Consider the following 20,257-nt stretch of genomic DNA (forward strand, 5'->3'; position numbering starts at 1 on the left):
TTTATTATCTATTTGGAAATAAATGATACAGGTTGCTTTTCTAACATGCTGAAACTCACATCAGCCACAAAAAGGGTGCGATTTGCCGCACCCTTTTTGTTTTGATTTCCAATTGAATATTCATGCTATAATAGATTATGAAATATTTCCCATTTTATAAAACGAATGATTTGGAGGTTTATTATGAATCCAGATGAAGAAAAATTTTCGGATTTAAGCGGAAAAGATAAAACAATTGTTATTAGTAGTATTACCCTTCTTATACTTATTGTTTTTGCATTCATTTTCTTTGTATATATCGGTATTTTTCGTATTATCGGTGTAGAATATACATCGCGAACTGCACTACTTCTCTTTTTTTTACTAATACTTATATTAGATGGGCTTAGTAATTTCTTAACGATATTTTTCAAAGTACTTTTAACGCCATTGCTCACACACAGACCAAAGTGGATGACATTTTCACTTCTTTCTCTCATAGAGATCTCAATAAGTTGGATTGCTATTCATACTGCAGATGATTGGATGGAAAGTGTTACGATTTCCAATAGAGCAGAACTACTTATTGTTCTTTTTTGTTTTATTTTGGATAAACTGTGGCCAAGTGACGATGAAAAGAAAATATAAGATTACAAGCTTTTCTCTATAAAAATTGATACAATAAAAGCAAAATATATAAAAGAGGTGTTACTTATGACATTACAACAATGGGCCGATAAAGGTATGTCTTTTGATACATACGTAAATAACATGACTGTAAACCAATACGAATTACTACATATTTATAATAACTTTTTAATTCCAAATGAATTATTGCCTGTTTTAGAGGAGCGTCAACATGATGGATGGCGCGTTATCGTATTAACAGCTGATTGGTGTGGTGATGCCCTTCTATGCGTACCAATTATGAAGCGAATTTGCGAGGTTGCAAATATTGATATGAAATTATTGATCCGTGATGACAACCTAGAATTAATGGATCAATACTTAACAAACGGAACAGCTCGTGCTATTCCAATCTTTGTTTTTATTGATAAGGATGGAAATGAACAAGCTGTTTGGGGACCACGTGCGCCAAAAGTACAAGAATTAGTCACTTCTATACGTGCTACATTACCTGAAAAAGATGACCCACAATTCGAAGAAAAACAGAAAGAAATGTATGCGAATTTCCGCGCTACATTAGCTGATGACACTTCACTTTGGGGACATGTCATGGAGGATATGATTAAAAGAATCGTAAAATAAAAAAACTGCCAAATGGCAGTTTTTTTATCCCATAATGAAGAAATAGAACACCGCTGCTAAAATAAAGCGATAATAAGCAAATGGTGTTAACTTTACACGAGCTAATAATTTTAAGAATGAAACAATCGCAAGCATTGCTACAAGGAAAGCTGTAATAAAGCCAGTTGCAAATAATGTGATATCTGCAGAACTTAATACGTCCCAACTTTTAATTAAATCTAACCCTGACGCTGCAACCATCATCGGTACCGCTAAAATAAATGTATATTCAGCTGCTGCTGTATGAGATACACGAGCTAATAATCCACCACTGATTGTAGATCCAGAACGCGAAAATCCTGGCCATAGTGCTAAACATTGGAACATACCAATTGTGAACGCTTGTTTATACGTAATCTCGTCCAATGTTTTTGCTGTACTTGGTCTTGAAAATTTCTCAGCGACAATCATTAAAATACCACCAACGATTAAACTAATAACAACAGGGCCTGGTCCAAATAAAACCTCTTTAATTGTGCTATGGAATAAAACACCAAGTACTCCTGCTGGAATCATACCAATAATGATATGTAATAAATTTAAAGATGGTCCTTCTGTTACTTTTCCAATTCCAACTAATGACCATAAACGCTTCCAAAATACAACAACAACTGCTAAAATCGATCCCAATTGGATGACAACTTCAAATACTTTTGCTCTATCATCTTCAAATCCAATTAAATGTCCTGTTAAAATCATGTGTCCTGTTGATGAAACCGGTAAAAACTCCGTTAATCCTTCAACAGCTCCCATGATTAAACCAATTAACCAATCAGCCACGAGTAGTGCCTCCTTAATACCTTATATGTACTTTTTTCACACCTTATCATAATACCTTATCCTTTTCCAAAGTGCATCTTTTTTTTCATTCTTTCAAAATATAACAATACACTCACGTATGTGAATTCCTTTTCTATTTTCTTATTAAATTGTATGATAGAAAGAGTTTGGTCCTACATAGAAAGGAGCTTTTATGAAAGAAACCAATTCATTCTTACAAAAAATAAAACAATTTGTATTACTATTTTTCCCGATTTTTGTAACGCAAATGTCTTTATTTGCAATGAGTTTTTTTGATACAACAATGTCAGGGCATGCAAGTGCTACTGATTTAGCAGGCGTCGCAATTGGAACAAGTGTATGGATTCCTGTTAGTACTGGATTAACAGGAATCTTAATGGCTACCACGCCTATTATTGCTCACCTTGTTGGCTCAAAACAAAAAGAGGATGTTCCTCACATCGTCATACAAGCCGTATATTTAGCAATTGGCGTTAGCTTACTTGTTATCCTCATCGGTTTCTTTGCCGTTTCACCAATTTTAAAGGGTATGCATTTAGAAGAACAGGTTGAACACATTGCTTCTCAATTTTTAAGTATTATTGCAATTGGTATCATTCCTTTATTTGTCTATACTGTATTGCGTGGGTTTATTGACGCATTAGGAAAAACGCGTACAACAATGATTATTACATTGCTTTCCTTACCGATTAACGTCATTTTAAACTATGTATTTATTTTTGGACATTTCGGCTTTCCAAAACTAGGAGGCGTTGGTGCAGCAATTGCTTCTACTGCAACCTATTGGTGCATTTTGCTTATTACAATTATTATTATCCGTACGAAAGAACCATTTGCATCTTTTGGTATCTTCAGGCGCTTATACAAAATTTCTATTTCAAGCTGGAAAGAATTATTGAAACTCGGGGTACCTATCGGGTTTGCCATCTTTTTTGAAACGAGTATTTTCGCGGCTGTAACACTCATGATGAGTAATTTTAGCACGACAACAATCGCTGCTCATCAGGCAGCTATGAACTTCGCCTCACTTTTATATATGACACCTCTAAGTTTAGCGATGGCTATGACCATTGCAGTTGGTTTTGAAGTGGGGGCAAGTCGTTATACGAATGCAAAACAATATAGTTTGATCGGAATTGGTTTGGCGCTTACTTTTGCCTTGTTCTATTCTATCCTACTCTTTTTCTTTGACGATCAAATTGCTTCTATTTATACAACAGATATTGCGGTTCATGATTTGGCAAAAGAATTTCTCATTTTTGCAATTTTATTTCAAATTTCTGATGCAATTGCTACTCCAGTGCAAGGTGCACTCCGCGGTTATAAAGATGTAAATATAGCCTTAATTATGACACTTATTGCCTACTGGATCATCGGCCTACCACTCGGTTATATATTAGCAACCTATACTTCTTGGGCAGCCAAAGGTTATTGGATCGGTCTTATTATCGGACTCGCATTTGGAGCTACCTTTTTACTTGTTCGCCTCTTTCAAGTACAACGTAAATATACACCGCAAGAAAGTCACTAATTATAGTGGCTTTTTTCATCATGCATAGTTCCTCTTGAAACGTGTAACATAATGAAAAAGAAAGGTGTAAATCTATGGATGAAAAGAAAAAAAAGCAGCCCTATGATGAGGAGTTTGCTCCTGAAATCTCACCTGGATATAGGCAAGATGTTCATAAACCACCGCAATATAAAAATACTTCAACCTCATTCTTAATTGGAATTGGTATTTTTGGCGCAATATTACTTGTACTCATTATTTTCGTCTACTTTTAACGAAAGGGGACTTATATATGGCAAAACAATCCTCGCTCTTTTCTAAAAGAGTTGTAAAAACCCAAAAAGGTTATGCTGGTGATTCTATAAATGTGCATAAACAAGTCGAACAAGGAAATCTAGAAATTGCAAAAAAAGAAATTGGACAACAAAACGAGAACCTTTAAAAATGACATGTCCCCAGCTCCTGGGGGCATGTCATTCTACATGTTGTCGCTGCTCCTTAACCTTAAACATATTATTTTCTTTTACAATTCTCATTTCATCTCTCTTACCCTTTCTTTAAGTCATTTATCTTATTTTATCAAAAAGAAAGATAATTCTGTTATTATAAAATTAACCTAACTTACTTAAGGGAGAAATGAGGAAAATCATATGTACTCTTACAAGCAATATATACAACAAGCACTACCGAATATCACCATACACTCTTATATACAAAATAAGAATGGATGGGATAATGTAGCGATTATTATTAATAATGAATGGCTCTTCCGTTTCCCACGTAAATCCGAGTATGCAGAGCGAATACCTCGCGAAAAACAACTATGCGAATTACTTTCTCAATCATTACAAGGGATAGAAGTCCCCAAATACCATGTTTTATATAGAAGCGACTCAGATTTCATTCCACTTTGTAGTTATTATAAACTCATTCATGGAGAGCCCTTAACAGCACAAACAATAGAAAGATTGACTGTAAAAGAACGTGAAACAGTTATCACGCAGCTTGCTACCTTTCTTGCTTCTTTACATACCATCCCGATAGAAGATGCCGTAAAATGGGAGTTTGCTGCTGAGAAGCCTACCTCATATTGGCGACAGATTCAAATGAAATTACACGATTATCTCGCACACACACTTACATCGCTAGAAAGAAAAGTTTTTGATTGTTTATTCGAGGTTTTTTTTGAACATATGCATGCATCTGATTTCAAAAGAACCATGATCCATGCTGACTTGACACACCATCACATTTTATTTGATGAGGAGAAGAGAAGCATTGCTGGTATTATCGATTTTGGTGATGCTCGAATTGGAGATCCTGCCTTTGACTTTGCTGGATTATATAACGATTTTGGTAGTGGGTTTACAAGTGACATATATAAACAATACTGCAACCTCACTCCCCATCGCGATTCATCTTTCTTTAAGCGGATCATTCAATTTTACCAATACAGTCCATTGCTTCATAGCCTTGTTAATAGCTTTGAAACAAATAATGAACAAGAAATAAAAAAGAATCTAAAGAATTTACAAACCATACTTCAGGGAACGAATTAACTTCTTTCCCGATTCTCTTTTTCCTCATACATCATTAACTTCTTATCCATTTCTACAATTAATTTATACATTTGAAAAGCCTGCAAAATTTGCAATTGAATAGAGAAAGGAGCCTGTTGTTCTTTTAACCATTGAAATACTTTCACTTCATTTGTCATTGATTCGCCCTCCCATTATGAGTTTTCCCTACATATATACCGTAAATGATGAAAAGCATTTCATGTCAATAATAAAAAGGATGCAATTTAGCATCCTTTTAATGTAATATAGAATCCCCATAATTAGGTATCTCTTGTTCTTCCTCTACTTTACATTCATTTCGAAAAGCACAACCATTACATTCAGAGCGAACTGTACGTTCTGTGTAATGTTCTGGTTGCTGTAACATTTCTTTCATTCTATATAAATCGTCCATTCCATCTATCATATCTTTCTCTTTTGGAACATAGCTATGCCTAGTTCCTTCTATTAAATTAACAATTTCAATTTTTTCAGGAAGAACTCCAAAAGCTTTATAACTAAAAACAGTCGTTAGTTTCTGACAAAGAGCAAGCATCTCTTCATTTGCATCAACAACATACTTTTTAATTACAAACGATTGTGCGGACCATTCACCAACTTCAAACGTTAATGAAATGTGCACACCTAGCTCTTCCATATATGTTTGTAATTTTTCATATAAAAATAAAGGCGGTGTTTTACTTGCATCATTTTTTACAAACTGTAATAGATGGTCTGTTAACTTTGCAAGAACAGTATAATATTCGGTTTTAGAAGCGAACATTCCAATACGCACTTTACTCCAATGTCTTTCTAATAGTTTTAACAGGCGCACTGTCGTTTGTTTTTCTGCTGGTGATGTGTAATAATCACAAATAATTTGATTTACAATCGCTTGCACCATTTGTTGCCATTCAAATGAAGAAGGTTCTCTTCTTTTTATATGGCGAAAATAAAACTTATGTGGACAACGCATAAAATCATATAAATGATAATCTGTCATCGTTTTAATTGATATTTTCCCCTGCACCCATTTTCATCTCCCTCTCGCCATTAAGAAAGATGTTTTACAAATTCAGCACCAAATTGAAGGCATTTCTCTACATCTTCATCTTCCGGCGTTAATTCTACTTTTAGCCCTTCCATTACAACTTCAGCACCGCGCTCTCTTAATTTTTCTTCTAAAATATCAACAGCTGCTCCATATTTTGGATAAGCAGAATCACAAGAGCCAAACACAGCTGCTTTTTTACCTGTTAAATGAATTTCTTCCATTTCATCATAAAAACCTAAGAAATCATCAGGAAGGTCACCATCTCCCCATGTATATGCTCCTAAAATAATTCCATCATATTCTTCTAGCATAGAAGCTTCTGGTGTATCCATAATATCAATTACTTCAATCTCATTTCCTGTTTCACGGATAGATTCAGCTATATGATCAGCCATCTCCTCTGTATTTCCACTCATACTTGCAAAAATCATTACTAACTTATTCAACTGACTCTCTCCCTTGATTATGTATATCTTTTTCTGTTTTATTTGTTTTCTTCTCGTCTACATATTCAGCACGAATTACATTTCTTTGCCATTCTATATGCTTATCTTCATTTTTAAATTTTTTCTGTCCAAGGCGAAATGCTTTCCTCATCTCTCCCTCACCCATTCTTTTATCTACTCACTCTATTGATAATAATTATCAATTTCAACTATACAATTAGATTAATTGAAAACGATTATCAAAGTCAATAACTTTTTTTAAAAAAATAATGAAAAGGTACAAGCTTGTCCGTTGACAGTTCATATACTATAAATGAGCATAGTTCTTTCTCAGCCCTCTCTAACGGAAAGAAATAAAAGCAACTGCGTTAATCGCAGTTGCCTTTTTTTATTGTTAAACTTTTAATAAATTCATTGTCGTTTGTAAAAATAACTTTGCACCATCAATTAAAGCTGATTCGTCCACATCAAATTTCGGATGATGGTGCGGATAACAAGTCTTCATTTTCTTATTTCCAGTTCCTAACTTAATAAAACACCCTGGTGCTTTTCTTAAATAAGCAGAGAAATCTTCCCCTCCCATTGAAGGAGCAAGCTTTACAATTCTCTCTTTTCCAAACAACTCTACTGCACTTTCTTCTACTATTTTTGTAATAAACGTATCATTGATTACTGGATCATATCCATAACGATATGTATACGTATACGCTGCACCATGTGCCTCTATAATTCCCTTAGCAATTTGTTCAATTTTCTCCTCCGCTTCTTCTCTCAAGGTTTGATCAAAAGAGCGGACTGTTCCCATCAAATATGCTGCACTTGGAATAATATTATCCGCTGTTCCTCCATGAAATTGTGTTACAGAAACAACTCTTTGCATAAAAGCGCTTGTATTTCTAGATACAATATGTTGTAAGTTTGTAATGATTTGTGCACCAACTGCTATCGGATCTATCGTTTCTTCCGGCCTAGCAGCGTGTCCCCCTCTTCCTTTTACTTCTATTGTAAATACATCGGGTGCAGCCATCATCGGCCCATATACAATCCCAATCTTGCCTGTTTCTAATCCAGACATAACATGCAAGCCAATAATATAATCCACACCGTCCATAGCACCAGCTTTCACCATTTCCTGTCCACCGCCAGGATACACTTCTTCAGCATGTTGAAATAAAAGGCGAATTTCCCCATTCCAATCCTCATTCATATTCGCTATGGCTTCTGCTGTACCTAGTAAAATAGCAGTATGTGCATCATGTCCACATGCATGCATAACTCCTGGTGTAACGGAGGCATATGGTTTAGATGTCTCTTCTTGAATTGGCAAGGCATCCATATCTGCACGGATTGCTACTACTTTTCCATTCTTATTCCCTTTTTTCTTTGCCATCACACTGTAAGGCGTTGGTCTTGTCACCTCAAAAACTGCAAATGAACACAATGTATCGTATATAAATTGTGAAGTTTTTTCTTCTTGGAATGATAGTTCAGGAAATTGGTGAAGATGCCTCCGCCACTTTATAATATTTTCCTCTGACACATGTCTCTGCCATCCTTTGCTTACATACTCCATTCCTGCCAACCTCCTTTTCACTCTTCACATTTCTTATTTCACTGTGATAATTCCATTTCCTTGTGGGATTTTCATTTATAAAAATGACTTATACATTCCCTACTTATTAAAAAAAGACAAACCCATTACAAATTCATACAGAATGTAATATAATTGCTAAGTTAGGGATTTTCTTTTTTAGTATTTAGTGCTACTATCAAAAAAGAGCCTTTTTGTCTTATATTTACCTAAAATGTGGAATTTTGTTTTTTTCACAAAGATGTAGGATATGATACCTACATACAGTTATTATTTCATAAGAGAGGGAAAGACATGGAAAGATTAAAAGAGATATGGTCTCGACCACTCACACAATGGTTTGCAAAAACTTTTTATTACCTTGCAATTTTATTTGCTTTGCTTTGGTTGTATGGTTTCCATGATACAAACACAAGCACATTTATTTACAATGAATTTTAGGGTGGGAACGTTATGAAGTTATTAGAACAAATCGAAAAGTGGGCAGTTGAAACTCCAGACCAAACCGCTTTCGTTTGGCGAGATGCGAAAATTACGTACAGACAATTAAAGGAAGACTCTGATGCGTTAGCCCATTGGATTTCTTCCGAGTATGCAGATGATCGCTCACCAATTATGGTTTATGGCCATATGCAGCCAGAGATGATCATTAGCTTTTTAGGGTGTGTCAAAGCTGGACATGCTTACATTCCAGTAGATTTATCTATTCCAGCTGATCGTGTACAACGTATTGCTGAGAGTTCTGGTGCGAAACTACTTCTATCACCAGTTGAAGTAGCAGTGACTGACTTACCAGTTCGCATCATATCTGAAAACAACTTAAAAGATATTCTCTTTACTCATAAAGGGGAAACGCCAAACCCTGAACATGCTGTAAAAGATGATGAAAACTTTTACATTATTTATACGTCAGGGAGCACAGGTAATCCGAAAGGTGTACAAATCACGTACAATTGTCTTGTAAGTTTTACAAAATGGGCTGCCCAAGATTTCAACTTACAAACGGGACAAGTATTCTTGAACCAAGCACCTTTCTCCTTTGATTTATCTGTAATGGATGTTTACCCATCATTAGTAACAGGTGGTACACTTTGGGCAATTGATAAAGATATGATTGCACGTCCAAAAGACTTATTTGCTTCTTTAGAACAATCTGATGTACAAGTATGGACATCCACACCATCTTTTGCAGAAATGTGTTTAATGGAGCCATCTTTCTCTGAAAGTATGCTGCCAAACATGAAAACATTCTTATTCTGTGGTGAAGTATTATCAAATGACGTAGCAAGAAAATTAATTGAACGCTTCCCGAAAGCAACAATTATGAATACGTATGGTCCAACAGAAGCAACTGTAGCTGTAACCGGAATTCATGTTACACAAGAAGTCGTTGATACGTATCAATCACTTCCAGTTGGTTACTGTAAATCTGATTGCCGTATTCTTATTATGAAAGAAGATGGTACGATTGCACCAGATGGTGAGAAAGGTGAAATCGTAATCGTTGGTCCAAGCGTAAGTGTTGGCTATTTAGGAAGCCCTGAATTAACAGAAAAAGCATTCACAGTTATTGATGGCGAACGTGCCTATAAAACAGGTGATGCTGGCTATGTAGAAAATGGTCTTATTTTCTATAATGGTCGTCTTGATTTCCAAATTAAATTACATGGTTATCGAATGGAATTAGAAGAAATCGAACATCACCTTCGCGGTTGCTCTTATGTAGAAGGAGCGGTCGTAATTCCGATTAAAAAAGGTGAGAAATACGATTACTTATTAGCGGTTGTTGTTCCAGGAGAGCATTCATTTGAAAAAGAATTCAAATTAACATCTGCAATCAAAAAAGAACTCAATGAGCGATTACCAAATTACATGATTCCAAGAAAATTCATGTATCAATCTTCTATTCCAATGACACCAAATGGAAAGGTAGATCGCAAAAAATTATTGAGTGAGGTTACAGCATGACCGCATATGGATCATTTTATTTTTTCGCCATAGTGGGCATTTTATTAATACCTACTATTATAGCTGGATTAAAAGGTAAAATGTTGCGCAAATATAATGCTATTGTAACGCTAATCATGCTTGCAATTATCTTCTCTGATAAACCGAAGCAAGCTTTAGTGCTAGGCGCATTCGTTATTTGGCAATACATCCTTATTAAAGGCTATTTACTATTAAGAAAACGCGATAACAATACACTTACTTTTTGTATCGCTGTTATTTTATCAATTTTACCATTAGTTCTAATCAAAATAATACCATTCGTACCAGACTTGAAATTCCTTAGTTTTCTTGGTGCTTCTTATGTAACGTTTAGAGCAGTCCAAATGGTATTTGAAGTTCGTGATGGTCTTATTAAAGAAGTTTCATTCTTTAATTTCTGGGAATTCGTTCTGTTCTTCCCTGCTATCTCAACTGGACCTATCGATCGTTATCGTAGATTCCAAAAAGATATACAGAAGCCACCAAGCGCTGAAGAATATCAAGGTCTACTTTATACAGGGATAAACCGTATTTTCCAAGGTTTTCTGTACAAATTTATAATCGCTTATTTATTAGATGCTCATATCGTTAAAGCAGTCTTTGCTAACCAAGATACCATCTTATCTAATATGATTCACATGTACGGTTATAGTTTGTATTTATTCTTTGACTTCGCTGGTTATAGTGCATTCGTAATCGGTGTAAGTTATATGATGGGAATTAAAACGCCTGAAAACTTTAATAAACCGTTCATTAGTCGTAACATTAAAGACTTCTGGAACCGTTGGCACATGAGTTTATCATTCTGGTTCCGTGACTTTATTTATATGCGCTTTGTCTTTTTCGCAACAAAGAAAAAACTAATTAAAAATCGCTATACGATTTCATACATTGGCGCATTTTTAAACTTTTTCATTATGGGAATTTGGCACATTGCAGGATCACATGTTTATCAATATGTAATTTACGGTCTATATCACGCTGCTTTGTTTATTTTGTTTGATATTTTCGAACGAAAAAACAAAAAGCATAAGTTTTGGCCTAACAATAAATTCACGCATGTTCTTGCAATTGTAATTACATTCCACTTCGTATGTTTCGGTTTCCTTATTTTCTCTGGTCACCTAAACAGATATTTTTAATGAATAACTTCTTCTTACTATTAAGAAGTTACACATAATACATTTCGGATATAAAGGAGATTTTAAAAATGGCAGAATTTAAAGATCAAGTATTAGACATCTTAGAGGAAGTTTGTGAAAATGATATTGTAAAAGAAAATCCAGATATACAATTATTCGAAGAAGGTATCCTTGATTCTTTCGCTACAGTATCTTTATTAGTAGAATTCCAAGAACGTCTAGGCATTGAAGTATCTATTTCTGATTTTGATCGTGATGAATGGGCAACACCAAACATGATCGTTAAGAAGTTGGAAGATATCCGATGAAAAAAGCAACTTTTGGACCGATGCTCTTAGCATTGGCCCTTTTTGCTGTATTCCTACTTATTCCAACGCGCTTCCTACTTCCACTTGTAAGTGATAAGAAAGTAGAACAAGCAGCAACTTCTTTAAAACAAGAAAAAATACAAAGTATGGTTTTACAGCAAAAAATGTTAGAAGATCCGAAATATCTTCCGATGTATGGTTCATCGGAATTTGCAAGAATGGATGCTTTTCATCCATCCAATTACTTTAAAGTAAAACCTGAAGGATTCACACCATTCCTTCTTGGACGTGGTGGAACACAAGACCTGATCCATGTGCTAAACTTCGCATCTACAATGGATCAATTAAAAGATAAGAAAATGGTCTTTATCCTTTCACCACAATGGTTTGTGCCACAAGGAATTGATGAGACACACTTTGCACCTAACTTTTCTAAACAACAAGGCTATCATTTCCTTTTCAATAATGATTTAAAGCCCGAAATGAAAAAGCAAATTGCAAAGCGCTTATTAAACTTTGAGATTGTAAAAAAAGAGACATTATTAAAAGTATCTTTAGAAGGTATCGTCTATGATGATACGGAGCACAAAATAAAAGCACTTGCTGCGAAGCCTTTTGCTTATCTTTATCGTAATATTTTAGATCGCAAAGACATATTTACAGCGATGTTTAATATTAAACCGCATAAAGAAAAACTTGATCCGTCATTGAAACAAATGAACTGGGCAGAAGCGCGTAAACACGCAGATCAAACTGGTGAATTAGAATCTAAATCAAATGAATACGGTATCGAGGATGGTTACTTCAATAGCAAAATTAAACAAAAATTGAAGCAACGTAAAGGCTACTTAAAAAATGATGCTTATGATCAGTCTCCAGAATACGAAGATTTACAAATTGTACTTGATTTATTAAAACAAACAGGTGCAAAACCGCTCTTCATTTCTGTTCCTGTAAAAGGTCCTTGGTATGATTATGCTGGATTCCCAAAAGAACGACGCGAATTATACTACAAGAAAGTTCATGAGCAAATTAAGCAAGCTGGCTATCCAATTGCTGACTTCTCAAACCATGAGTATGATAAATACTTCTTAAAAGATCATATGCACTTAGGTTGGAAAGGCTGGGTATACATCGACGAAGCCATCCAACAATTTCATAAAGCAAACTAACAAAAAGACCGCTTGAATTATTCAAGCGGTCTTTTTGTATATACACTTTGTAATTTTTCTACGGTTTCTTTTACTTCTACCATCACTCGCTCAATAATTTGCTCTGCTGACTCTTTTCTTGCTAATGAAGAAGCTTGTCCAGCCCAAAGTGACATATAGTCCCCTTTATTTTGTTTTGCCGCTTCTTGACGTATTTTAGAGGTTAATACATTTTGAACTGGATACATTGGGAGTCGTTCTTCTTTTTCTTTATGTTGCTCTATAAATGAATTTCGAATTCCCCTTGCATACTTTCCAGAAAATGATCTCGTTACAATTGTACTTGTATCCGTACTCTGCAGCACCGCTTTTTTATGTACATCATGTGTAATACTTTCCTCACTTGTTAAAAATGCCGTACCCATTTGAACGCCTTCTGCACCTAATGCAGAAGCTGCAACAACACCTTGTCCGTTCATAATGCCTCCTGCCGCTACAATTGGGATATGTGGTACAGCCGCTACCATTTGTGGAATTAGTGCAAATGTGCCAATCATAGAGTCTTGTTCTTTCCCAATAAAAGTTCCGCGGTGCCCTCCAGCTTCGCTACCTTGTCCAACAATTACATCTACTTCTAATTCAGCCAGTACCTTTGCTTCTGCCACATTTGTTGCTGTTCCAACTACCTTTATACCCTCTTTCTTTAATAGTGCAATCTCAGCTTGTTCTAACGTGTGAAATGCAAAGCTGACAACTGGTACTTTTTCTTCTATTAATATTTGCAGTTGTTCTTTATAACTTTTCGGAAGTTGCAAAGATTCATTCTGCTCATCTATACCTAATTCTTTTCGTATCGGCTCTAATAAACTTCTAGCTGCTTCTACTTTGTCTTCCTCAATCTGTATTTTCTTCGTCAGTAACAAATTGACTGCAAATGGCTTATCTGTTAATTCTCGTATCTTACCAATAGCTTGACGAATTTGTTCTGGGCTCATATAACCAGCCCCAAGTGTCCCAAGTCCACCACAATTACATACAGCCGCAACAAGTTCTGGTGTTGTAATCGCACCTGCCATGCCTGCTTGAATAATTGGATATTTTATTTGTAATACATCAGTTACTCTACTTGTAAACATCGTTCTTCTCCCTTCTTATGTCCTCTTATATCTTCTTGATTCAACAAGCTTTTCCTTCTTTTAAAAGGATTGAACTGCTTATAAACGAATATATTGAAAGGGAAGGAGGAGATAACATGATTCAGCCAAATGCCTTACAACAAGGCGATACGGTAATGATTATTGCTCCAGCAGGACCACCAATACTAGAGTACGTTCTTACTGGAAAAAAAGTATTAGAAACAATGGGACTATCCGTAATAATTGGTCAAAGTGTTTACGAGAAATACGGCTATTTAGCTGGAAATGATGCAATCCGCCTTCATGATTTACATGAAGCATTTGCAAACCCTGAAGTAAAAGGTATTTTTTGCGCAAGAGGTGGATATGGAAGCGGACGTCTTCTTCCTCATATTCAATATGAACTCATTCGAAACAACCCCAAAATTTTTTGGGGGTATAGCGATATCACTTCTTTACATATTGCTTTTTCACAGCATACAGGACTTGTTACTTTTCATGGACCGATGATTGAAGAATTAGGAAAAGGAGTCGATCCTCTCTCCTTGTCTTCTTTCAATCAGCTATTCCACCCGTATTCAACTATTTTATCCGGAGCAGAGTGCATCACTGCTCCATCTACCTGCATTGTTTCCGCACCATTAGTTGGGGGGAATTTAACCGTTTTAGTAAGTTCACTTGGTACACCTTATGAAATCTGTACAATAAATAAAATTATATTACTTGAAGATGTTGGAGAAGAACCCTATCGTGTGGATCGCATGCTGAATCAATTACATTTAGTTGGAAAATGGAATGATTGTGCAGGAGTTATATTCGCAAGCTGTCATGATTGTATAGCTTCCAAACTCTCTTTGTCACTAGAGCGCATTTTGCATCACTATCTTGCACCATACAATATTCCCGTGTTATTCGGTCTTCCGATTGGGCATATACAACCCAATATTGGAATTCCACTTAATATGACTGTTACAATCAATACCCAAAAAAATACACTTGCTATCCCTTCTGGTGTGAGCTTCACATCGAACTAATAAACACTTTTTCATTTATACAAAAAAGGAAAAGCATATGGCGCTTTTCCTTTTCATTCTTCTTGGCAAATTCCAAAAACTAATACTTATTACTTCTTTATTGATAATAATTAAAAATTCTTCCAGATGCTATATCTGCAATTTCTTCCGGAATAAATGTTTTACTAATATCCGTTCCAACATTCAATACTGCTGTTGCTTCTTTATCAATGCTTTCAAACAATTCTTTTCCACGTATCGTAATAAGGGGCGTACCTTCTGGCAACACTTCTTTTACAAATTCCAATTGTGTAAAGAACGGTACAATCCATCTACCCTCTCCTTGAAAGTGGCGTAAACGTAGAGTTCCTTCTTCTGCTGAATCCTCCGCCTCGATTGAACCAGCAACATAAAATTGCGTAGTTAATAGCAATTCATAAAATTCCTTTTGCTTTTGTTTATCATCTTCTGCTAAAACGAGTACTGTTTCTATTTTCTTTACTGGAATCTGCTCCATATGTTGCCACCCCTATTTCTCAAAATAATTATACTTCGATTATACGAAATATTCTTATTTTTTTCTACATAATTCTGCAATTATTTTATCAAAATAGTTTCAGTGGTACATTTTATTCACAAATAAAACATACTTTTTCTAACATCTCTTCTGTTGTAACGATTGTAGCAAATTCCTCATGTAAATTTACAAGCGTCATGTTATGAATATCCGCTGCACAATATTCTATACCATCTAAACCTTTCCTATTAAAAGTAGCTGTTGCATCGCTAACTAAATATGTTTTAAATCCTAAATTTCCAGCCATTCGAGTCGTTGTCTCTACACAGTGATTCGTCGTTAATCCAACAATAACCACCGAGTCACAGTTCATCTCTTTTAATTGCACTTCTAAATTCGTTCCGATAAATGCACTATTCACATACTTTTGAATAACAATCTCACCTTGCAATGGCTGTACCTCTTCCTTAAAGTGAGTGGTTTCTGCATTTTGATAAAACATTGATTCTACATTTTCTTTGTTCACATGCTGAATATGAAATATTGGTAGCCCTCTTTTTCTCCAATTTTCCAATAAACTTTTTATATTCTCTTCTGCAAAATGATTATTTCGTTCTCCCCAATACGGAAGATCAAATGCTTTTTGCACATCAATAATAATAAGTGCTGTTTGATTCGACATCATTGACCTCCTACTCTACTGGCTGTAATTGAAACAAAAATCCAAGTTGTTGTGAAGCAGTAATAAAACAAATATATGCACAAAGCTCTACAATCTCCGCCTCACTCCAATACTGTTTCAACACATCAAACATCTTATCATCTATCGCTGAACGATTATGTACAAATAAATGTGCAAAGGTTACAGCAGTGCTAATCTCTTCTACCTTTTGTACATCATCCGGTTTTCCCTTTGCCATACAATACGGACATTCATTTCCAAATGCAAGTGTTCTCCGCACTTGCTCCTTTAACTCTTCAGAAAGAGTTCCCTTTTCATATAACGTACTTTCTAACGAACTCCAAGATTGTAATATATCTGGACGATGTCCTAATAATTTTTGAAATTTTGTTTCTCCTACATCTGATAATGAAATCCTCTCCATCATTTCTCCCCCTATTCCTTTCTATTTTATTGTAAAATAAAATAGATTCTTTTCACATTTCATATGAATCTTTATTTATATATTTTCTTTACAAAAAATATCAGTTTATTGGAGGTATATTTACAAATGCAATTAGATCGTATTGATCGTAAAATTTTAAATGAATTATATAATGATAGCCGCCTTTCAATGCGTGAATTATCAAAGCGCGTAAACTTATCAGCTCCTTCTACCGCAGAACGTGTTCGGAAATTAGAAAGTGAAGGAGTTATTCAAAAATATACAATTGATATTGATTATAAAAAAGCTGGGCTCGTTTTAGACTGCATTTTAGAAATCACCTTGAAAAATGGCGATACAAGGCGCATGCAACAATTCATTCAATCGTATCCATCCGCAAGTTTTTGTTATCGCGTAACAGGAAGCCTTTGTTATATCGTTAAAATTTCTGTTCCTTCATTAGTGGAACTTGAAGAATTTATTAATGATGTTTCTTCCTATGCAACAACCGTTTCTCATATCGTATTATCAGAAGTATCTCTTACTCCTGATATTGAACACATTTTTCCAGAATAATAAAATTAATTTTTATTCATTTTTTCATAAAAAACCCCTTACAAAAAGAATAAAAATGTTTTATTATGTATTAAAATACATAAAGTTCGAGAAAGGGGCATTACATTGAAAATTTGGTTTTACGAAAAGACGACTCAAGAAGATGATTTACTTGGCATTTGGGATAATGTTCCCACCATCCCTCGAATCGGGGAAAAGGTGGAAATTTTAAAAGCTGTTCGTACAGTGACAGATATTAAATATGTAAAAAACGGAAACAACTTCCACGTTGAAATTGTGATCCATTAAAATAGCAGCTCTCCTCATTTATATTGGAGAGCTGCTATTTTTTCATTTCTTATACTTTTATTGATGTTCTGCCTTTTTTATAACAATTTGATCATTCTCTACCGTAACCACCACATAATCATTCTCTTCTAATCCAAGCTGATTCACAGCTTCATCTGGCAATTCTACAGCCATAAATCGTTCTGTTAACACAACTTGGCTATATGTTTCATTTTGCGGCACCGACAGACTTTTCTTATCTTCTTGAATAAAACGAAGGGTCGGTACTCCCACTTCTTTTACAGTTTTCCAATTTTTTTTAATAAAAGGTCCTAACCATAGTAAACTAATAAAAATCATAACGAGTCCAATCCACAAATTACTTTGTCCTTGTAATTCAGCAATCGAAATGGCCTCATTCGCTCCTTCACCACTCGTTAATTGGATTACAGTTGCAATACAATTATTCAATGCATGAACAGCAATATTCGTCCATATGTTTTTCGTTTTTATATAAAGAAGGCACATTACAACGCCGAATATAAAAGCGCCAACAATATCAAAATGCCCTAAACCAAAAATAAGAGAAGATACAATTACAGCTCGTTTTATTCCCCACTTAAACGCCATACGCTGCAAGAAGAAACCTCGAAAAATGACTTCTTCCATAATTGGTGCAAAAATACATGCTGAAATAAAACTAAATATTTGTGTGTAAATATTGCTCATATCAATTGCACTATTATCATTCAGCATATCAACGAGAAAATCAGGAAAAATATGTGCTAGTATGTAAAATTGGATAAAAGATGCACCGAATGAAAAAATCATTCCCGTTATAGTTGCAACTACAATTAACTTCCAATTTAATCGTGACGATTTATCAAAGAAACTAGTAAATATAATATTATTTTTGCGTGTTTTTACATATAACCAGAGTAGTGGAAATACAAAAAACACCAAAATTTGCATCGCAACATCCATGGTACTGTCTGAAGCTCCCGCAAAGGCAAGTGGTAGCAGCGTTACTAACACTCCTAAAATCATCCATGCAAAAAAACTGCGAAGTCGTATACGTGAAAATGCGTACTGAATAAAAAACACCCCCAAGATGATATATTTACATTGTAATATGAATATCATTAAAATTCTTCCTATTTTTCTCAGTTCACTCTTAAATACTATACCTATTAAAATATAAAATACGAAATCTATTTTTGAAATTTTCGCCTCATCAGATTTTCTGTTATAATGGTAAATGTCGTGTTTTATACCTATTTTTTAAAAACACATTATCATGATAAGAATAAGGAGGATTACATACGTGGATTTTTTTGAAAATGTCATTACTCCGATTCATAAGTTTATTACAACAACAAACGAATATTTATGGGGTTATATTTTAATTACATTATTAATTACTGTAGGTTGCTATTTTACAATAAGAGCTGGATTTGTTCAGTTCCGTCACATTCGTGAAATGATCCGTTTACTAGGTGATGGGGCTAGTCCTTCTACACGTAAAGCACAAAAAGAAAAACACGGTGTTTCTTCATTCCAAGCGTTTTGTATGAGTACGGCATCACGTGTTGGAACAGGTAACTTAGCAGGTGTGGCAATTGCTATTTCCATGGGTGGACCAGGTGCCGTCTTCTGGATGTGGCTCATCGCTATGATTGGTGGAGCTTCTGCTTTTGTTGAAAGTACACTTGCACAAATTTATAAAATTAAAGACGGTAAAACATTCCGTGGTGGTCCAGCGTACTATATGGAAAAAGGATTAAACAAGCGCTGGATGGGAATGATTTTCTCCGTTTTAATTACAGTTAGTTTTGGTCTTGTTTTTAACGCTGTACAAGCAAATACTGTAACATCTGCATTCGATGGTGCTTTTCATGTTGATTCAAAAGTGGTAGGACTTTCATTGGCTGCCTTATTATCTGTCGTTATTTTCGGTGGCGTAAAGCGAATCGCGCGTGTTGTAGAAATGATTGTACCGGTTATGGCAATCATTTATGTTGCAGTTGCACTATTTGTAGTGGTGACAAATATTACACTGGTTCCAGAAATGGTAAAAGAAATTTTAGCACACGCATTTGGCATAAAAGAAGTTGCTGGCGGTAGCTTTGGTGCAGCTGTGTTACTCGGCGTGAAACGTGGATTATTCTCCAATGAAGCAGGTATGGGTAGTGCACCAAACGCAGCAGCGACTGCTAACGTAACACATCCTGTTAAACAAGGTTTCATTCAAACACTTGGTGTATTTACAGATACATTATTAATATGCAGTTGTACTGCTTTTATTATCCTTTTATCAGATGTTCATACTGGAACAGATTTAAATGGTATCCAGTTAACACAAGAAGCGTTAAAAATGCATATTGGCCCTTGGGCACCAATCTTTGTCGCTGTGGCAATCTTCTTATTTGCTTTCAGTTCACTAATCGGAAATTACTACTATGGTGAAACAAACATCGAGTTCCTAAAAGGAAGTAAAACAACTCTTATGATTTACCGCATCGCTGTAATTGGCATGGTATTCCTAGGTTCCGTTGCAACAATTCAAGTTGTTTGGGATTTAGCCGACCTATTTATGGGCGTTATGGCAATCTTCAACTTAGTTACAATCATATTCTTAAGCAAATACGCATTTGCAGCATTAAAAGATTATATGAAGCAAAAAGAAGCCGGAAAAGATCCTGTCTTCTACGCCGACAGCATTCCTGGTTTAGAAAACACAGAGTGCTGGGAACGTGAAAAAACTGAAGAAAAAGTTGGTTAAAGAAAATCGCCGTTAAAGCGGG

At 35.1% G+C, this 20,257-nt stretch carries 26 protein-coding genes; 15 read left to right on the forward strand and 11 right to left on the reverse strand.

Going from position 1 to position 20,257, the window contains the following annotated elements:
* Window positions 1-183 precede the first annotated feature (183 nt).
* Complete coding sequence (locus AC1M36_RS14845) at window positions 184-627, forward strand: YrvL family regulatory protein (RefSeq protein WP_479845995.1); 444 nt, start codon at window positions 184-186, stop codon at window positions 625-627.
* A gap of 66 nt (window positions 628-693) precedes the next feature.
* Complete coding sequence (locus AC1M36_RS14850) at window positions 694-1,248, forward strand: thioredoxin family protein (protein ID WP_336452697.1); 555 nt, start codon at window positions 694-696, stop codon at window positions 1,246-1,248.
* Between the two features lie 24 nt (window positions 1,249-1,272).
* Here AC1M36_RS14850 and uppP read toward each other — a convergent pair whose 3' ends face one another.
* On the reverse strand, window positions 1,273-2,067 hold the full coding sequence (gene uppP, locus AC1M36_RS14855) for a bacitracin resistance undecaprenyl-diphosphatase (RefSeq protein WP_336452698.1): 795 nt from the start codon (window positions 2,065-2,067) through the stop codon (window positions 1,273-1,275).
* Window positions 2,068-2,260: 193 nt separating this feature from the next.
* Here uppP and AC1M36_RS14860 point away from each other — a divergent pair, with 193 nt between their 5' ends.
* The 4 genes from AC1M36_RS14860 (at window position 2,261) to AC1M36_RS14875 (ending at window position 5,157) form a co-directional block, all read left to right on the forward strand.
* Window positions 2,261-3,619: an MATE family efflux transporter gene (locus AC1M36_RS14860; protein ID WP_336452699.1), complete on the forward strand. Its 1,359-nt coding sequence runs from the start codon at window positions 2,261-2,263 to the stop codon at window positions 3,617-3,619.
* Between the two features lie 74 nt (window positions 3,620-3,693).
* Window positions 3,694-3,873, forward strand: a complete 180-nt coding sequence (locus AC1M36_RS14865) for a 2-isopropylmalate synthase (protein WP_336452700.1) — start codon at window positions 3,694-3,696, stop codon at window positions 3,871-3,873.
* 17 nt (window positions 3,874-3,890) lie between these two features.
* Complete coding sequence (locus AC1M36_RS14870; protein ID WP_336452701.1) at window positions 3,891-4,040, forward strand: hypothetical protein; 150 nt, start codon at window positions 3,891-3,893, stop codon at window positions 4,038-4,040.
* A 208-nt stretch (window positions 4,041-4,248) separates the two neighbouring features.
* Window positions 4,249-5,157 carry an aminoglycoside phosphotransferase family protein gene (locus AC1M36_RS14875; protein WP_336452702.1) on the forward strand — a complete coding sequence of 303 codons (909 nt, stop codon included), beginning with the start codon at window positions 4,249-4,251 and terminating at the stop codon, window positions 5,155-5,157.
* Here the strand turns inward: AC1M36_RS14875 and AC1M36_RS14880 are convergent.
* The 5 genes from AC1M36_RS14880 to AC1M36_RS14900 all read right to left on the reverse strand — a co-directional run bounded on the left by AC1M36_RS14880 (window position 5,154) and on the right by AC1M36_RS14900 (window position 8,230).
* A complete protein-coding gene (locus AC1M36_RS14880) occupies window positions 5,154-5,315 on the reverse strand; it encodes a hypothetical protein (protein WP_336452703.1) in 162 nt (53 codons plus the stop codon). The two genes, AC1M36_RS14875 and AC1M36_RS14880, sit on opposite strands and share 4 nt — an antisense overlap.
* 98 nt (window positions 5,316-5,413) lie before the next feature.
* The gene (locus tag AC1M36_RS14885) at window positions 5,414-6,187 is read right to left on the reverse strand and encodes a hypothetical protein (protein WP_336452704.1); all 774 of its coding nucleotides are present in this window, start codon (window positions 6,185-6,187) and stop codon (window positions 5,414-5,416) included.
* 23 nt (window positions 6,188-6,210) lie between these two features.
* On the reverse strand, window positions 6,211-6,657 hold the full coding sequence (locus AC1M36_RS14890; protein ID WP_336452705.1) for a flavodoxin: 447 nt from the start codon (window positions 6,655-6,657) through the stop codon (window positions 6,211-6,213).
* Window positions 6,650-6,808: a hypothetical protein gene (locus tag AC1M36_RS14895; RefSeq protein WP_336452706.1), complete on the reverse strand. Its 159-nt coding sequence runs from the start codon at window positions 6,806-6,808 to the stop codon at window positions 6,650-6,652. The genes AC1M36_RS14890 and AC1M36_RS14895 overlap by 8 nt, the downstream gene beginning before the upstream one ends.
* 243 nt (window positions 6,809-7,051) lie before the next feature.
* Entirely contained in the window at window positions 7,052-8,230 is a 1,179-nt protein-coding gene (locus AC1M36_RS14900) for an amidohydrolase (protein ID WP_479845996.1), read from the reverse strand.
* A 312-nt stretch (window positions 8,231-8,542) separates the two neighbouring features.
* Between AC1M36_RS14900 and AC1M36_RS14905 the strand changes: the two genes are divergently transcribed.
* The 5 genes from AC1M36_RS14905 (at window position 8,543) to dltD (ending at window position 12,859) form a co-directional block, all read left to right on the forward strand.
* The gene (locus AC1M36_RS14905) at window positions 8,543-8,689 is read left to right on the forward strand and encodes a teichoic acid D-Ala incorporation-associated protein DltX (RefSeq protein ID WP_003206349.1); all 147 of its coding nucleotides are present in this window, start codon (window positions 8,543-8,545) and stop codon (window positions 8,687-8,689) included.
* Between the two features lie 12 nt (window positions 8,690-8,701).
* Window positions 8,702-10,216, forward strand: a complete 1,515-nt coding sequence (gene dltA / locus AC1M36_RS14910; protein WP_336452708.1) for a D-alanine--poly(phosphoribitol) ligase subunit DltA — start codon at window positions 8,702-8,704, stop codon at window positions 10,214-10,216.
* Complete coding sequence (dltB, locus tag AC1M36_RS14915; RefSeq protein WP_336452709.1) at window positions 10,213-11,379, forward strand: D-alanyl-lipoteichoic acid biosynthesis protein DltB; 1,167 nt, start codon at window positions 10,213-10,215, stop codon at window positions 11,377-11,379. The genes dltA and dltB overlap by 4 nt, the downstream gene beginning before the upstream one ends.
* Window positions 11,380-11,447: 68 nt before the next feature.
* A complete protein-coding gene (gene dltC, locus AC1M36_RS14920; protein ID WP_336452710.1) occupies window positions 11,448-11,687 on the forward strand; it encodes a D-alanine--poly(phosphoribitol) ligase subunit DltC in 240 nt (79 codons plus the stop codon).
* Window positions 11,684-12,859, forward strand: a complete 1,176-nt coding sequence (gene dltD / locus AC1M36_RS14925; protein WP_479845997.1) for a D-alanyl-lipoteichoic acid biosynthesis protein DltD — start codon at window positions 11,684-11,686, stop codon at window positions 12,857-12,859. Before dltC ends, dltD begins: the two co-directional genes overlap by 4 nt.
* Before the next feature lie 17 nt (window positions 12,860-12,876).
* Here dltD and AC1M36_RS14930 read toward each other — a convergent pair whose 3' ends face one another.
* Window positions 12,877-13,974, reverse strand: a complete 1,098-nt coding sequence (locus tag AC1M36_RS14930) for an NAD(P)H-dependent flavin oxidoreductase (RefSeq protein WP_336452712.1) — start codon at window positions 13,972-13,974, stop codon at window positions 12,877-12,879.
* A 116-nt stretch (window positions 13,975-14,090) separates the two neighbouring features.
* Here AC1M36_RS14930 and AC1M36_RS14935 point away from each other — a divergent pair, with 116 nt between their 5' ends.
* Window positions 14,091-15,008 (forward strand): S66 peptidase family protein, encoded by a 918-nt coding sequence (locus AC1M36_RS14935; protein WP_336452713.1) that lies wholly within the window; start codon window positions 14,091-14,093, stop codon window positions 15,006-15,008.
* A 97-nt stretch (window positions 15,009-15,105) separates the two neighbouring features.
* Here AC1M36_RS14935 and AC1M36_RS14940 read toward each other — a convergent pair whose 3' ends face one another.
* The 3 genes from AC1M36_RS14940 to AC1M36_RS14950 form a co-directional block, all read right to left on the reverse strand.
* The gene (locus AC1M36_RS14940; RefSeq protein ID WP_336452714.1) at window positions 15,106-15,504 is read right to left on the reverse strand and encodes an SseB family protein; all 399 of its coding nucleotides are present in this window, start codon (window positions 15,502-15,504) and stop codon (window positions 15,106-15,108) included.
* A gap of 112 nt (window positions 15,505-15,616) precedes the next feature.
* On the reverse strand, window positions 15,617-16,186 hold the full coding sequence (locus AC1M36_RS14945) for a cysteine hydrolase family protein (protein WP_479845998.1): 570 nt from the start codon (window positions 16,184-16,186) through the stop codon (window positions 15,617-15,619).
* A 10-nt stretch (window positions 16,187-16,196) separates the two neighbouring features.
* Window positions 16,197-16,613, reverse strand: coding sequence for a carboxymuconolactone decarboxylase family protein (locus AC1M36_RS14950; protein WP_336452716.1), 417 nt, complete (start codon window positions 16,611-16,613; stop codon window positions 16,197-16,199).
* Window positions 16,614-16,736: 123 nt separating this feature from the next.
* On the opposite strand from AC1M36_RS14950, the gene AC1M36_RS14955 reads away from it, so the two are divergent.
* Both AC1M36_RS14955 and AC1M36_RS14960 read left to right on the forward strand, forming a co-directional pair.
* Window positions 16,737-17,186 carry an Lrp/AsnC family transcriptional regulator gene (locus AC1M36_RS14955; RefSeq protein WP_479845999.1) on the forward strand — a complete coding sequence of 150 codons (450 nt, stop codon included), beginning with the start codon at window positions 16,737-16,739 and terminating at the stop codon, window positions 17,184-17,186.
* Between the two features lie 105 nt (window positions 17,187-17,291).
* Window positions 17,292-17,474, forward strand: a complete 183-nt coding sequence (locus tag AC1M36_RS14960) for a DUF3913 family protein (RefSeq protein WP_174099499.1) — start codon at window positions 17,292-17,294, stop codon at window positions 17,472-17,474.
* A gap of 57 nt (window positions 17,475-17,531) precedes the next feature.
* Here AC1M36_RS14960 and AC1M36_RS14965 read toward each other — a convergent pair whose 3' ends face one another.
* Window positions 17,532-18,548, reverse strand: coding sequence for a CPBP family intramembrane glutamic endopeptidase (locus AC1M36_RS14965; protein WP_336452858.1), 1,017 nt, complete (start codon window positions 18,546-18,548; stop codon window positions 17,532-17,534).
* Window positions 18,549-18,777: 229 nt separating this feature from the next.
* On the opposite strand from AC1M36_RS14965, the gene AC1M36_RS14970 reads away from it, so the two are divergent.
* Complete coding sequence (locus tag AC1M36_RS14970) at window positions 18,778-20,235, forward strand: alanine/glycine:cation symporter family protein (protein ID WP_479846000.1); 1,458 nt, start codon at window positions 18,778-18,780, stop codon at window positions 20,233-20,235.
* The last annotated feature ends 22 nt before the right edge of the window (window positions 20,236-20,257 follow it).

It is taken from the genome of Bacillus sp. Medicinal_06, assembly GCF_056711665.1.